This is a genomic window from Kyrpidia tusciae DSM 2912, assembly GCF_000092905.1.
GTDB lineage: Bacteria > Bacillota > Bacilli > Kyrpidiales > Kyrpidiaceae > Kyrpidia > Kyrpidia tusciae.
In genome coordinates this window covers 1,295,356-1,308,762 of record NC_014098.1, presented here as the reverse complement: position 1 = coordinate 1,308,762, position 13,407 = coordinate 1,295,356, and the positions used below count along the sequence as shown (strand labels likewise).

Sequence of the window (13,407 nt, the reverse complement as noted above, 5' to 3'; positions counted from 1 at the left end):
TGGCCAGCATCCGCCGGCAAACCCATTGACCGGTCGCCCGGGCGTGCATAGAATAAAAAATAACGCTTGTATTTCGTTGAGCGAAATATATGCCTCCCGCAACAACAACTTTTGTCATCAAAAGAGAGGTGATCCACGATGCGAACATTAGAAGAAGACAAACGGGCCACCCGGGCGATCTACGCCACTTGCCTGGCCGCTCTGTTCGGCTTTATGGGCATCGGCGTCGTGGATCCCCTGCTGCCGGTCATCGCCGCCCAGATCGGGGCGGAGAAGTGGCAAATCGAGCTGCTGTTCACGACGTACATTTTTATGATGGCCATCGTCATGATTCCCGCGGGGATCCTGGCCGCCAACCGGGGCAATAAGCGCGTGATGGTGGTGGGATTGGGATTCGTCACAATGTTCGCTCTGTTTTGCGGATTTTCAAACGGCGTCTACTCCCTGGCAGGCCTCCGGGCCGGGTGGGGCATGGGAAATGCGATGTTTTTCGCCACCTCCATGTCGATCATCATTGGGCTTTCCACCAATTTGGAGCGAAGTATAGGACTTTACGAAGCCGCCCTGGGCCTGGGGATGTCGGTGGGCCCGCTCCTGGGCGGAGTGCTCGGCGCCGCCAATTGGCGCTACCCCTTTTTTGCAACCAGTGCCCTGATGGCCATCGCGTTCATCCTGACGCTGAGTACCGTCTATGAGCCGCCGGGTGGGCAAAGTCGCAAAGGTTTCCGGGATTTCGGCCGGGCCATGGCGCATCCTCCCTTCCTCGGCGTCGCCCTGGTGGCCATGTGTTACTATTTCGCGTTCTTTACAATCCTGGCCTACTCCCCGATTTTTCTCCAAATTCCCGCTCTTGAACTCGGGTTGATCTTTTTCGCATGGGGTCTGTGCCTGGCTTACGGATCGGTGTTCTTGGCCCACAAACTGCTCGACCGCCACGGCGGGGCTTGGACGGTTAAATTCGGCCTTTCCGCCATTGTCGCCGTCTTGATCCTCTTGATCGTCGTCCCCTCTTTTTGGGGACGGGTGGCCATCATCATCGCCTCCGGACTCTTTTGCGGGTTGAACAACACGAGCTTTTCCACCCTGGCGGTGGAGATGAGCAATGCCCAGCGCAGCATCGCCTCAGGAGCGTATAATTTTGTCCGGTGGATGGGGGCTGCCATCGCGCCTGTGGTCGCAGGCGTCGTCGCCGAACGCTGGTTCCCCACCGCACCCTATCTGATCGCCGGGATTCTCGTGTTTGTCGGCCTTCTGGGCGTGTGGCTAACCGCAGGCCAGCAGAAAACCATGACCATGCCCCATTAACACAAATCCCCCTGGCCCAACCCAGGGGGGTCATGCTCAAAAAGACCGCCCGCATTATCTCTGATGCTGAGGGGGGTAGAAACCTTCTTCCCTACGCCTCTTGGAACAGCGGAGTGGACAGGTAACGCTCCCCCGTATCCGGCAGGATGACGACGATCGTCTTGCCTTTGTTTTCGGGGCGATGGGCAAGAATCGAAGCTGCGTGATAAGCCGCGCCGGAGGAGATTCCCACCAACAACCCTTCCTCCCGGGTCAAAAACCGGGCTCCGGCAAAAGCCTCTTCGTTTTTGACCTGAATGACTTCGTCGATCAACTCGGTGTTGAGCACCTGCGGCACAAAACCGGCCCCGATGCCTTGTATCTTATGCGGGCCCGGTTGACCGCCGGACAACACCGGGGAATCTGCCGGTTCGACCGCCACCGCCCGGAATGAAGGTTTGCGCCCTTTGATGACTTCGGCCACTCCGGTGATCGTCCCTCCGGTTCCGACGCCGCTGACCAGGATGTCGACCTTGCCGTCCGTATCCTTCCAAATCTCTTCAGCGGTGGTTCTCCGGTGGATCTCTGGGTTGGCGGGATTGTTGAATTGCTGAAGGATGATCGCCTTTGGATACTCTTTCACCAATTCCTCCGCTCGCTTGATGGCACCTTTCATCCCTTCAGGCCCGGGGGTGAGAACCAACTCGGCCCCGAATGCCTTTAAAAGGCTGCGGCGTTCCACACTCATGGTTTCGGGCATCACCAGGATCAACCGGTACTTTTTGGCCCTGGCCACCATGGCCAAAGCGATTCCTGTGTTTCCGCTGGTCGGCTCGATGATGACCGTTTCCCGGTCCAATTTGCCTTCCCGCTCCGCCGCCTCGATCATCGATAAGCCAATCCGATCCTTGACACTGCCCCCGGGATTAAAGAACTCGACTTTACCGAGCACTTCCACCCCGGTCTCGTCGCTTAAATGGTTCAACCGCAACAACGGCGTCCCTCCGATCAACTCGGCGACACTTCTGGCGACTGTCATGTTCCATCTCTCCTTCATTCAAATTACACTCGCCCGGATTCAAACCACTGCATACACCCTGGCCTCCATAGAACCTACAATACCGATAAAAACACTTAGCTTATCTGTCCCTAACATACCACATCCGAGGGACTATGTAAAGAAAACCCGGACAAGGCGCAGGCCCTCGGGTATCGGTATATCTGTTTCGTTTTTGCTATGAACTCCTATCAAATATTGACAAACTTGACAGCAAAGCAGTTTACGCTCTCCGAGAGGCTCGCTGCTCCCCGAAGAACCGATTGGCGAGGTCCTGGGGCCGAGCATCTGGAGTCCCGCCCGAAACAGTACCATCCGCTCGTCCGCCGACCACCGCCCGACACCGACAGTTTCCAAACGGCGGAGTGGTCCCTCGACGCTTGCGCGTCCTTCTGCCGGGAATACGCCTCAGCCACTTCGACGATCCGCCTCCATTTCTCACGATTCAGCGGCAGGCTCTTTTGTCGGATCGTCTGTCGCACCGGCCAACTCCTCCCGAACCGCATTGGTCAGTTTCCGCGTCCTGTAGGTTCTTGACCCGTAGAGTTTTGCCGCAAAATGCTGGACAATGCTTATTAGATCTTCGACCAGTTCCTGGGCCGGTGACATGTCCTCGGCCTTGTTGACCACCAGAATCTCGCAACCGAACTGTGCAAACAGGTCCTCTTTCTTTTTTTCTTTTCGTTTCCCGATTCCTAACGCCTGATAGAACATATCCTCGGTGTATCTGCGCTTGTTGGTAGGAGTTCGCAAAGGCACCAGCTTGCCTTCTCTGTCCCACGCTCGAAGAGTGGAGACGCTGACGCCGAGTTTCTCCGCAAACTCTCGAATCGAATAGAGCTTCACCTGAACATCACCCTATATCAGATTCTATCAGGTGACGTTGATTTGAAGGCCAAAAGCTGTATTCAACCTCCCGGAACGAACGATGACCGAAGCTGCCCCCAAGGACAACGGAGAACTTCCCAGCCCCCGGTCCGACTACGTTTCTCCCTTGGCTCAGGTGGGATGGGGATCAAACAATTCCCTCACCGGAATGAGTAAATCTGAGAACCTCCCCGGGCTAATCGTCCTGCGAATCCCGTACTCCTCGTTGAAAGCGAGCCGGGTACCATCGTGGCGATAGACGTAGATGGCTTTAAGCGCCGGATCGACAATCCAGTACTCTTCCACGCCGACCCGTTGATAGATGTTCATCTTCCCCACAAAATCGATGGAGGCCGTGGAGGGCGATAAAATTTCAATGACGAGCACCGGTATACCCACGATACGTTTCGAGCGTCCATAACTTCCACACATTACAAGTGAAGCCTCTCCCGCCTTCGCTATCGCTTAGAGGCGGGAGCTTCCTGGTTCATCGACCGCAGCCACATGGGTCTTACACAATCTCCCCAGGCGTAAGTTCGGGTGCTTCCAGCCCTACTCAGATCTTGCTTAATTCGCCCTTTGCAGGATGACCATCGCCGAGACCACGTCCCGGTCGGCGGTCAGCCCGCAATGCGGGCATTGGTGTATCCGGACGCCTAGGTCTTTGGGCACCGGATGCCCGCATACACAGGTTTGGGATGTGCCGGCTGGAGGAACTTTCACCAGAACCTTGCCGAACTTTTTGGCTTTATATTCGATGTAGCTGATGAACTTGCCCCAGCCAGCGTCGGCGATGCTCTTGCTGAAATGGTGATTCTTCATCATGTTCTTAACCGACAAATCCTCGACGGCGATCCAGTCATATTTTTGGACGATGCCGTGGGAAATCTTGTGCAAGAAATCTTTCCGCTGATTGGCAATCTTATCATGCAGCCTGGTTACTTTCGCTTTCGCCTTCCCTCGGTTGTTTGAACCTTTTTTCTTGCGGGAAAGCCGTCTTTGCAACCTGGCCAATTTCTTTTCGGATTGACGAAAGTATTTCGGGTTGTCGATTTTCGTGCCGTCTGAGAGTGCGGCGAAGGTGAAAAGGCCAACATCAATACCCACCTTGTTAACAACGTCTACTCCTTCGGACTCCTGGATTTCCGAGGTCAGATTGACGTACCATTTGCCGCCGTGGTACTTGACATTGATTCGGCTGACCTTGGCCGGGTCAAATTCAAAGTGGGCTTTCATTTTGACGTGCCCAATCTTAGGCAAATAAATATGGCCGATTTTTTTGAAATGGTCCTGCTTGTCCGCCTGCGGGTAGGTGAAAGAACGGTAATGGTTCCGATCTTTGTAGTGCGGATACCCGGCCAGGCCAGCAAAAAACCGCTGAAACGCATGGTCTAACCTCTGCAGGCAATCCTGCAAAACTTGAGCATTGACCTGTTGGTATTCCGGAAATTCTTTCTTAAATGCCGGCAGTTCATTTTTTTGTGCGGTGCAAGAAGGGGACTTGCCTCTTTGCCGATAACAAATTTCCCTTTGCTTCAGGGCTGTGTTGTAGAGCTGGCGGCAAAGCTCCAGGGTCTGAAACAGCTTTTGCTCCTGCTCTTTAGTGGGTTCGATGTGAAACCGGTGTACGATGATCATGTTTCTCACCCTGGGACTCGATGTATGTTTTGATCACTTCCATCGGAGCTCCCCCGGTAGTCAAAAGGCAAAAACTGCGGAGGTGTTTCCTGATTTCCGGGAACTCTTTTTTAACCAACCGGGACGAGGCGCTTTTAAAAGCGTTGATATATTTCGACAGAGTGCTGTTGGGGTGCGCACTGAAGAGCATGTGTACCTGATCGCGGTCGTGGTTGAATTCCAATAGATCGTTGATCACTTTTCGGCGGTACTTGACCACTAAGACGAGGTGATTTGACAAAGATATTCACCTTCCGCGAAGGAGCTTTTTGAGTATTGTACCAAATCCCTGAGAGAAAGAGCGAATGCATTTAAAAACCGTAACCACGGCGATCGCCGCCAATACCGCGCGGGTGCACATGGAAACGCCATTCCAGACCCAGGCGCACAGAAAAAACCCGGGCATCAACCCGGGCTTCTGACATGGTGCGCCTTCATCCGCCTTCAAGTCGCCGTCTTCACGGCTGGGAAGGAGCGGATTCGGCAAACAGCTCTTCGAGTTTTTTCTCGACGTTCTGCAACCCTCGATCCCCGGCCGCGCGGAATTTCAGATGACCTTCGGTGTCGAAGAGGAAGAACGCGGGCACGAACTGGTTCTGATACAGATCGGCAATCCGGTGCAGATTGTCCACCGCCACCGGATGATGAATCCCGAACTCCTGGATGTCCTTCTTGACCATCTCGACGTCAGTGTCGGCCTCCTGCCGGGGCATGTGAATCGAAACCAATTGGAGCCCCTTCGGAACATACCGATCCCGATAGGCCAAAAGGTTCGGCAGGGTCTCGTGGCATATGTGGCACGACACCGCCCAGAAGTGGATCAAAATCGGCCGTCCGATCTCGATGTTCGGCGGCCGGTCCACCACCAGCCACTCCGTCGCTCCCTCCAGTCCCGGGAACGGGGTACCCAAACGCATGGGCATGGCGAGTCCCCCTTTACAGTCTCCTCGGCGTGGACACCCGCTCCGCCGGATCCCCGAGATCAGACTTCCAGAAGTTTGTCTCCGGGTTTCCAGTCGGCCGGGCACAACCCGCCGGTTTGCAGCGCCTCGAGGACGCGCAGAGTCTCATCGACGCTGCGTCCGATGTTCAGATCATGGACCACCTGGTAGCGCAGGATACCCTCGGGGTCAATGATAAACAGTCCCCGCAGCGCCACCCCCTGTTCGGGAATCAACACGTCGTAGGCCCGGCTGACCGACTTGGTGATGTCGCTCGCAAGCGGGTAACGAATCTCTCCCAGGCCATTCTTATCCCGGGGCGTGTTGATCCAGGCCTTGTGCACGTGAACGGAGTCCACGCTCACCCCGAGAATCTCTGCGTCGAGATCAAAGAACTCCTGCGCCCGGTCGCTCATCGCCGTGATCTCCGTGGGGCACACGAAGGTGAAGTCCATCGGGTAGAAAAACATCACCAGCCACTTTCCGCGATAGTCGGACAAGCGAACTTTCTCATCCAAGGTTTTCATGTTTTTCGTGCTCAGCATCTCGAAATCAGGTGCAGGTCGTCCTACCAACGGCATGGTTCGCTGCCTCCTTATTATGTAGAATTTCCCCCGAAGCAAGGCCGGGCTCTGGCCCGACCACCACTCCGGCGTCGGTTTCACCAAGGACATTGTACATCAATAACGAGTATTAATCAATAATAAGTTTTTGTTTTGTCACCTCCTTGTCGAGATCTTCCCCTTTGTCCGGCGCACCGCGGTTTGCTATGATGGATCCGAAGGAGATGATCCCCATGAGCGAAGCCGTACAAACCCTGGAGGGCTGGTTTGCCCTTCACGACTTTCGCCGTATCGACTGGCCCCGCTGGACTCATCTACGGGCCGACGAGCGCCGCCGGATGCGCGACGCCTTCCTCGACCTGGTGGCCCAGTGGGATGAGATCGAGGCAACCAAACAAGGGAGCACAGCTCTTTACACGGTGGTCGGCCAAAAAGCGGACCTGGTCATGGTCCACCTGCGCCCCACCTTGCAGGATCTCGAAGCGACGGAACTGACCTTCGAACGGTCAGAATTCGCCACCATCGCCCGGCCTGCGTACTCCTATGTGTCGGTGGTGGAGCTAAGTAATTATACCACGAAACCCGGGGTCGACCCCAGTGACGACCCGGTGGTTCAGCGCAGGTTAAGACCGATCCTGCCAAAAACAGCGCATATATGCTTTTATCCGATGAACAAACGCCGTCAAGGCGAAGATAATTGGTACATGCTCGGTATGGAAGACAGGCGGACCATGATGCGCAGCCACGGCGAAATCGGCCGGCGCTACGGCGGCCAAGTGACCCAAATCATCACCGGGTCCGTGGGTTTGGATGACTGGGAATGGGGAGTGACGCTGTTTGCCGACGATCCCATCGTGTTTAAAAAACTCATCTATGAGATGCGCTTCGACGAAGTGAGCGCCCGCTTTGGCGAATTCGGCCAATTCTTTGTCGGGAATCGCCTGACCCGGGAGCGGATCGACAGCTGGTTGGGGCTCTGAACGGAGACGCCACGCCCCTCGTCCTGCTGGAAACAGTACCCGAGGGGCGTTCCATCGGTTCAAACACGGCCAGTGCAGAGAAGGTTCCGGCCCATCTTACACAATCTATCGCGTGGTGTAGCCTCCGTCAATCACCAATTCGCTACCCGTTACAAAGGAAGATTCATCAGAGGCTAAGTAAAGGACCCCGAAAGCAATGTCTTCTGGGGTGCCAAGCCTGGGCAAGGCTGTTAATGCGTTGACCTGTTCCAAAGCGCCCGCTTCCTTGATACCGGCGATCATCGGAGTATCGATGACCCCGGGATGTACGGAATTAATGCGAATCCAATAGGGAGCATACTCGACGGCGGCCGTCTTCGTTAAGATTCGGACCGCTCCTTTGGTGGCCTGATACGCTGCCGCCCCGCCACTTCCGATCAGACCATAAATCGAAGAAGTATTGATGATGCTCCCGCTGCGTTGTTGTTTCATGTACGGCAGGACCGTTTTCATCCCCAAGAACACACCCGTCAGATTCACAGAAAGAACTCGATTCCATATCTCCAAAGTGGTATCTTCCACGCCTTCCATCGCCAGGATCCCGGCATTATTCACAAGAATGTCGATTTTACCGTATCGTTGAATCACCCCCTCGACCACTGTCTGCCATGCTTTCGGATCGGTCACATCCAACCTCTCGAATACGGTATCGTATCCTTCCTTTTGCAGTTCTTCGGCCACCGTCCGTCCTTCATCAACCAGGACATCCGTCAGACATACTTTGGCCCCTTCTTTGGCCAAAAGCCTTGCTTCCGCCGCGCCCTGACCTCGCGCAGCCCCGGTCACTATTGCAACTTTTCCTTTCACTCGTTCCATCATAATGTCCTCCCTTTTTTGATTGGTGAAAAACTTCGTTTCACAAAACGCCGCTACATGAACATCACCACCCGAGCCAACAGGCAAACTTCTGGGGATTGATCAAAAAAACCTTCGAACCGAATCGGACAACCGAATGCATCCCCGTATCGGACGAGCTTCAGCCATCGTACACTTCACCACCCGCCCCTTCAACCATCGCCCCCCAAGGCACATCCACTGCAAGTCCTCCATCACCTGATCAATGGAACACTCCGTCATCGATTTTGATACACGCGATCGACCATCCATTCGACGCTGTGGTCTAGAGCCAGCCACTCCCCACCCAATGGAAAAACGCTTGGTATCAGCAGACGGATATACATCTGACACCACGAACACGAACCGTTTGTTTCCAAGGGTGACTTCCAAATGTGCCCCATACAACCTGTGGGCAGCAATTGTCGCAATACAGTGACAAAGGGTTCTGTATCGATAGGGTCCGCCTGTGCCTCGCATCAGAATCACTCACTTTTCAAATCATTCCCCCCGAGTAGACATTCCGCCACAGTGGCACAACAGGAGGATGAACGCCGATTGGACTATGTTCAACCACTGAAAGACCGGATGCTCATCAACGCAAGGAAGTCCAGACGGTCTTTAGCTCTGTGTACAGATCCAAGGCCTCCTCCCCCAACTCTCTGCCAAAGCCGCTCATCCGATACCCCCCGAAAGGAGCCGCCGCGTCCAACAGATTATACGCGTTAATCCATACCGTCCCCGCCTTGAGGGCCCGGGCAGTGCGGTGTGCCAGCGAAAGATCCCTCGTCCAAAGCCCGGCCGCCAATCCGTATCTCGTGTCGTTCGCCAGGCCGACCACCTCTTCCGGCGTATCAAACGGCATCACAAAAGCCACAGGGCCAAAGATCTCCTCCCGGGCCACCGTGTAGCCTAGGTGATCCCCCACCAGAATCGTCGGTTCATAAAAGTATCCAGACTCAAGATTGGCAGGAGCACTCCCGCCTTCAATGAGTTGCGCCCCTTCCTCGACCCCCATCTTCACATACCGGTGCACCCTGCTTTGGTGCTCTGCCGAAATCAATGGTCCAAACGTCGTGCTCTCATCCAACGGGTTCCCGATCTTGACCTTTCGCGCCGCCCCGCGCACTTCCTCCAATACCTTATTATAGACCGGCCTTTGCACAAAAACCCGGGACCCCGCCAAACACACTTCTCCCTGGTTGTAAAAAATCCCTCCCACAATCCCTTTTACGGCCGCAGACAAATCAGCATCCGCAAATACAATGTGCGGCGACTTGCCGCCCAACTCCAAGCTCACTCGCTTGATGCCGGAGGCCGCCTGAGCCATGATCTGCTGACCGACGGCGGTGGATCCCGTGAAGGAAATCTTATCCACCCCAGGATGGCGCACCAACGCCGCCCCGGTTTTCTCCCCATCTCCGGTGACAACATTGAACACCCCGTCCGGAATCCCCGCTTCTTTCATGAGCCGGGCCAAGTACAGGGCCGATAGCGGCGTCTCCTCCGCCGGTTTCAACACCACAGCATTCCCGGTCGCAAGGGCGGGAGCTACTTTAATCGCCGCCATGTACAAGGGAAAATTCCATGGAATGATCTGAGCCACCACCCCGACGGGTTCGCGCAACGTGTAGGTCAAAAACTGGCCCCTGACTGGCACGGTCTCTCCCTTGATTTTGGACGGCCAACCGGCATAATATCGGAAACATTGGATCGTGAGAGGAATGTCCACTGCTTTTGCGTCCCGCAGTGGTTTGCCCGTATCGCAGGTTTCCAAAAGCGCGAGGGTATCCGCATGGGCTTCAATGAGATCCGCTACCCGGTGAATCAACCGCTCCCGCTCATAGGGATTCCAGGCGGCCCAGCGCCCCCCGTCCACCACCCTACGGGCCGCTTGTACGGCACAGTCCACGTCCTTTTCATCGGCCAACGGGACTTCCCCAATCTGCTCACCGCTCGCCGGATTCACCACGGCAAATTTTTCCCCGCTGAGAGAATCGACAAAGCGACCGTCAATAAACAACTGGGTCGGAACGTTTACATGTTCAATCTGCAACGCGTTCATGATGGCCTCCTGATCGTATTCATCGCCAGATCATCTCCCGACGAACTTGGGAGATCGATGTTCCAGCATGGCCCGAATCCCCTCTTTATGGTCCTCGGTCTCCCGAATAATGGCAAAATGCGAGGAAATGAGATCCAAGGCCGTTCGAAGGTCCAGATTCCGAGACTGATACACCGCGCGCTTGATCATGCGGATGGCAATCTCCGGCCCTGAAGCCAAGCGACGGGCAAACTCCAGGGTTTTTTCCATCAATTCGTCCGGCGCATAAACACGGTTCACAAGACCGATCCTCAGTGCCTCTTCTGCATCCACAAAATCCCCCGTCCACAACAACTCCAACGCTTTAGCGGTCCCTACGAGCCGGGGCAAAAAGTACGCGCCTCCGTCCCCTGGCACCAGTCCCACCTTTACGTATCCTTCGGATAATTTTGCGGACCTCGACATAAACCGCAAATCACACATCAACGCCATGTCCAGGCCTGCGCCCACAGCCACCCCGTTGATCGCCGCGATCGTCGGCTTATCGATTTGTTCCATCTCAAAGGCGACCCGATGAATGTGCGTCCAAAGTTCGTTCTTTCGATCCAGGGCTTTCGCCCTCGTTCCTTCCTCTAGCCCTACCAAATCCGCGCCGGAACAAAACGCCTGGTCCCCAGACCCGGTTAACACGATCACATGAGTATCCGGATCTTCCCGCACCTCTCGAAGAAACTCCGACCATTGTCCGATCATCTCTGGCGTGAAGGCATTTCGCCGATGCGGGCGATTCAAGGTAATCACTGCAATTCCTTCCCGTTTCTTGAATAGGATGTCATTCTCTTCGGCCATTCAAACAACCGCCTTTCCCTATCCTGTGTCGCGTATGATCACGAGCTACTCGGCCCTCGTTGGTTGAGTTAAAAAATCCCATAGATCCCGGTTGCCAATTTCCGCAAACAAAATCTTCGACCACCAAGTCTCGTTGCCATACTCGTGGCGATACGCCCACGCTCTACGGCTGAAATAATGAAGCGAATATTCCTGAGTAAAACCAATCGCCCCGTGAACCTGGTGGGCACCCGCAGTGACGACCCGTATCGCTTCCGCAATCCGGATCTTGGCCAGAGATGCGTAACGCATCATGTCTTCCCCTTGATCAACCCCGTACACCGCTCGATTGAATAACGCTTGTACAGCAGCCGTCTCCGCCGCCATCTCGGCAATTTGGTGCTGAACGGCTTGAAACTTGCCGATGGAGCGCCCGAACTGGGCGCGCTGCTGGGCATACTCCACGGTCATGTTGAGCATTCGTTCCAAAGCGCCCACCGTCAAGGCCACCCTACTCAGCGCCAAAAGTGCTCGAAGGGTTGAACTTTGTTGCTCAGAAATCTCCTGAACAAAGCTCGGCGACACATGTGAAGCCTGTAGCGTGTCCCTGGGTTCACCCCCGAGGTTCTGGCCCTTCTCCCAAGAAACGTTTCGACTGTTCAACACCGCGGCAAACCACCCGCCCAAGGTTTGAAACACGGCGAGCACCGTATCGGAAGCGCGCCCCCAGGGAACGTTCACCCAGGTCCCGCTGACGACGGCCCGCTCTCCTTCATGGGTCAGTTCAATCGCACCGCCGGGCTGAATTGCGCACGTGACAACCCCCGAAGGAATCGGGACGCCCATGTCGACCATCATTTTGCTGGCCGCGAGAGATGAGGCCAAGGGGCCCGGCACGGCGTAATAACCGGCTATTTCGAGCAATACAAGGGCATCTCCCGTGTTTAACCCCTCTTCGTCGATTTTCGTAAAAGCGTTTGACTCTAACAATGACCATAACTTTGTAGGAAATTGATGGTTATCGGCCGCAGCCAGCAACTCTGGTGTACATTGGCCTTGAAAGATTCGCCGAGCCGTATCCGCCACCATTCTCCGGACATCGCCGCTCATCGCAGTCCCAGCCCCCTCGCAACGATTCCCCTGAGAATCTCGTTGGTGCCGCCTCGAATGGTAAAACCTGGTCCATGAAGCATCGCCTGGGCCAACAGGATCAAAAACGGATCCGCACCTTCCTGTACCGGCGGCAGGTCAGCAAGTCGCTCCGCAATTTCCGTGACCTTCCGCTCAAAACGGGTCCCTGCGTCCTTCACCAAAGCCGCCTCGGTGACAGGATTGCCTCCAGAGTTCAAGATTCCAGCGACCGATAATGACAGTTCTCGTAGCGAAGCCAACTCGGCCACCAACACCGCTACGTCACGCCGGGCGAAATCGTCCTGAAGAGACGCCGCCTTCTGCACCAAAACACGAAGGAGTGGAAATGTTGTCAAAAACCGCTCCGGACCACTGCGTTCGTAAGCCAGTTCTTCGGTGACTTGGCGCCAGCCATCACCCGCCTCTCCAATCACCATGGAAGGAGGGATATACACGTCGTGGAAAAAAACTTCATTAAAGTGATGCCCGCCGTCCAACAAATAAATCGGGCGAACCTCCACATGAGGATCGTGAAGATCTACAATGACGTTGCTCAATCCCGCGTGCCGATCCGAACCGCTGGGCCCATTTCGACACAGTGTCATCATGTAGTGACATTGATGGGCCCCGCTGGACCAGATTTTCTGTCCGCTCAGTCTCCAGCCCTCTCCATCGGGCGTCAGCTTGGCTTGCACAGCCGCCAAATCCGATCCGGCATTGGGTTCACTCATGCCGATGGCCCAGTACGACTTTCCCTGAGCCATTAGAGGGAGGAAACGCTCCTTTTGTTCCTCCGAACCATAGCGCAGGAGGAGCGGACCCATTTGACGATCCGCCACCCAGTGGGCGGCAACGGGGGCTCCGGCCGCAAGCAATTCCTCAATCACCACATAGCGTTCCATCTCCGATCGCTCGTGACCCCCGTACCGCTTTGGCCACGTCATCCCGATCCAACCTCTTTTGCCCAACTCCTCGCTAAAAGAGGGCGAGAATCCCCCAAGCCAGGCATCACAAGCCGGGATAAATCCCCCGTTTTCCTCTTCCATCTGAAGAAAACGGCGCACTTCGGCACGGAGTTCCTCCGTTGTTTCGGGCAATCGCACCGTTTCAAGTGTGAATTTTGGCATCCGTTCTCGCCTCGCTTGTTGCAGACTCGATCTGA

15 protein-coding genes are annotated in these 13,407 nt (G+C 55.4%); 2 read left to right on the top strand and 13 right to left on the bottom strand.

What is annotated here, in order from left to right; all coding sequences use genetic code 11:
- Positions 1-138 precede the first annotated feature (138 nt).
- Complete coding sequence (locus tag BTUS_RS06475) at positions 139-1,305, top strand: MFS transporter (RefSeq protein WP_013075314.1); 1,167 nt, start codon at positions 139-141, stop codon at positions 1,303-1,305.
- A 91-nt stretch (positions 1,306-1,396) separates the two neighbouring features.
- Here BTUS_RS06475 and cysK read toward each other — a convergent pair whose 3' ends face one another.
- The 8 genes from cysK to BTUS_RS06440 all read right to left on the bottom strand — a co-directional run bounded on the left by cysK (position 1,397) and on the right by BTUS_RS06440 (position 6,407).
- Positions 1,397-2,323, bottom strand: coding sequence for a cysteine synthase A (gene cysK, locus BTUS_RS06470; protein ID WP_013075313.1), 927 nt, complete (start codon positions 2,321-2,323; stop codon positions 1,397-1,399).
- Between the two features lie 209 nt (positions 2,324-2,532).
- Positions 2,533-2,823: a hypothetical protein gene (locus BTUS_RS17425; RefSeq protein WP_013075312.1), complete on the bottom strand. Its 291-nt coding sequence runs from the start codon at positions 2,821-2,823 to the stop codon at positions 2,533-2,535.
- Positions 2,780-3,187, bottom strand: coding sequence for a MerR family DNA-binding transcriptional regulator (locus tag BTUS_RS06465; protein WP_013075311.1), 408 nt, complete (start codon positions 3,185-3,187; stop codon positions 2,780-2,782). The genes BTUS_RS17425 and BTUS_RS06465 overlap by 44 nt, the downstream gene beginning before the upstream one ends.
- Positions 3,188-3,340: 153 nt before the next feature.
- Positions 3,341-3,640 carry a Uma2 family endonuclease gene (locus BTUS_RS06460; protein ID WP_083780068.1) on the bottom strand — a complete coding sequence of 100 codons (300 nt, stop codon included), beginning with the start codon at positions 3,638-3,640 and terminating at the stop codon, positions 3,341-3,343.
- Between the two features lie 135 nt (positions 3,641-3,775).
- A complete protein-coding gene (locus tag BTUS_RS06455) occupies positions 3,776-4,846 on the bottom strand; it encodes an RNA-guided endonuclease InsQ/TnpB family protein (RefSeq protein ID WP_013075310.1) in 1,071 nt (356 codons plus the stop codon).
- The gene (gene tnpA, locus BTUS_RS17420; RefSeq protein ID WP_083780067.1) at positions 4,809-5,132 is read right to left on the bottom strand and encodes an IS200/IS605 family transposase; all 324 of its coding nucleotides are present in this window, start codon (positions 5,130-5,132) and stop codon (positions 4,809-4,811) included. The genes BTUS_RS06455 and tnpA overlap by 38 nt, the downstream gene beginning before the upstream one ends.
- A gap of 211 nt (positions 5,133-5,343) precedes the next feature.
- Positions 5,344-5,808 (bottom strand): TlpA family protein disulfide reductase, encoded by a 465-nt coding sequence (locus BTUS_RS06445; RefSeq protein ID WP_013075309.1) that lies wholly within the window; start codon positions 5,806-5,808, stop codon positions 5,344-5,346.
- A gap of 59 nt (positions 5,809-5,867) precedes the next feature.
- Positions 5,868-6,407 (bottom strand): peroxiredoxin, encoded by a 540-nt coding sequence (locus BTUS_RS06440; protein WP_013075308.1) that lies wholly within the window; start codon positions 6,405-6,407, stop codon positions 5,868-5,870.
- A gap of 215 nt (positions 6,408-6,622) precedes the next feature.
- Here BTUS_RS06440 and hemQ point away from each other — a divergent pair, with 215 nt between their 5' ends.
- Complete coding sequence (hemQ, locus tag BTUS_RS06435; protein ID WP_013075307.1) at positions 6,623-7,369, top strand: hydrogen peroxide-dependent heme synthase; 747 nt, start codon at positions 6,623-6,625, stop codon at positions 7,367-7,369.
- A 105-nt stretch (positions 7,370-7,474) separates the two neighbouring features.
- Here the strand turns inward: hemQ and BTUS_RS06430 are convergent, their stop codons facing one another.
- The 5 genes from BTUS_RS06430 to BTUS_RS06410 all read right to left on the bottom strand — a co-directional run bounded on the left by BTUS_RS06430 (position 7,475) and on the right by BTUS_RS06410 (position 13,372).
- On the bottom strand, positions 7,475-8,224 hold the full coding sequence (locus BTUS_RS06430) for an SDR family NAD(P)-dependent oxidoreductase (RefSeq protein WP_013075306.1): 750 nt from the start codon (positions 8,222-8,224) through the stop codon (positions 7,475-7,477).
- A gap of 613 nt (positions 8,225-8,837) precedes the next feature.
- The gene (locus BTUS_RS06425) at positions 8,838-10,307 is read right to left on the bottom strand and encodes an aldehyde dehydrogenase family protein (protein WP_013075305.1); all 1,470 of its coding nucleotides are present in this window, start codon (positions 10,305-10,307) and stop codon (positions 8,838-8,840) included.
- A gap of 30 nt (positions 10,308-10,337) precedes the next feature.
- Entirely contained in the window at positions 10,338-11,135 is a 798-nt protein-coding gene (locus BTUS_RS06420; protein ID WP_013075304.1) for an enoyl-CoA hydratase/isomerase family protein, read from the bottom strand.
- A gap of 45 nt (positions 11,136-11,180) precedes the next feature.
- On the bottom strand, positions 11,181-12,224 hold the full coding sequence (locus BTUS_RS16790) for an acyl-CoA dehydrogenase family protein (protein ID WP_013075303.1): 1,044 nt from the start codon (positions 12,222-12,224) through the stop codon (positions 11,181-11,183).
- Positions 12,221-13,372, bottom strand: a complete 1,152-nt coding sequence (locus BTUS_RS06410; protein WP_013075302.1) for an acyl-CoA dehydrogenase family protein — start codon at positions 13,370-13,372, stop codon at positions 12,221-12,223. Before BTUS_RS06410 ends, BTUS_RS16790 begins: the two co-directional genes overlap by 4 nt.
- Positions 13,373-13,407 lie beyond the last annotated feature (35 nt).

Excerpts from the sequence above, each read along its gene's own strand:
- BTUS_RS06455 (WP_013075310.1), bottom strand. The coding sequence starts at position 4,846 with ATGATCATCGTACACCGGTTTCACATCGAACCCACTAAAGAGCAGGAG.
- BTUS_RS06425 (WP_013075305.1), bottom strand. The coding sequence starts at position 10,307 with ATGAACGCGTTGCAGATTGAACATGTAAACGTTCCGACCCAGTTGTTT.
- BTUS_RS16790 (WP_013075303.1), bottom strand. The coding sequence starts at position 12,224 with ATGAGCGGCGATGTCCGGAGAATGGTGGCGGATACGGCTCGGCGAATC.
- BTUS_RS06440 (WP_013075308.1), bottom strand. The coding sequence starts at position 6,407 with ATGCCGTTGGTAGGACGACCTGCACCTGATTTCGAGATGCTGAGCACG.
- BTUS_RS06475 (WP_013075314.1), top strand. The coding sequence starts at position 139 with ATGCGAACATTAGAAGAAGACAAACGGGCCACCCGGGCGATCTACGCC.
- BTUS_RS06430 (WP_013075306.1), bottom strand. The coding sequence starts at position 8,224 with ATGGAACGAGTGAAAGGAAAAGTTGCAATAGTGACCGGGGCTGCGCGA.
- BTUS_RS06410 (WP_013075302.1), bottom strand. The coding sequence starts at position 13,372 with ATGCCAAAATTCACACTTGAAACGGTGCGATTGCCCGAAACAACGGAG.
- BTUS_RS06420 (WP_013075304.1), bottom strand. The coding sequence starts at position 11,135 with ATGGCCGAAGAGAATGACATCCTATTCAAGAAACGGGAAGGAATTGCA.
- cysK (WP_013075313.1), bottom strand. The coding sequence starts at position 2,323 with ATGACAGTCGCCAGAAGTGTCGCCGAGTTGATCGGAGGGACGCCGTTG.
- BTUS_RS06460 (WP_083780068.1), bottom strand. The coding sequence starts at position 3,640 with ATGTGTGGAAGTTATGGACGCTCGAAACGTATCGTGGGTATACCGGTG.
- BTUS_RS06445 (WP_013075309.1), bottom strand. The coding sequence starts at position 5,808 with ATGCCCATGCGTTTGGGTACCCCGTTCCCGGGACTGGAGGGAGCGACG.
- hemQ (WP_013075307.1), top strand. The coding sequence starts at position 6,623 with ATGAGCGAAGCCGTACAAACCCTGGAGGGCTGGTTTGCCCTTCACGAC.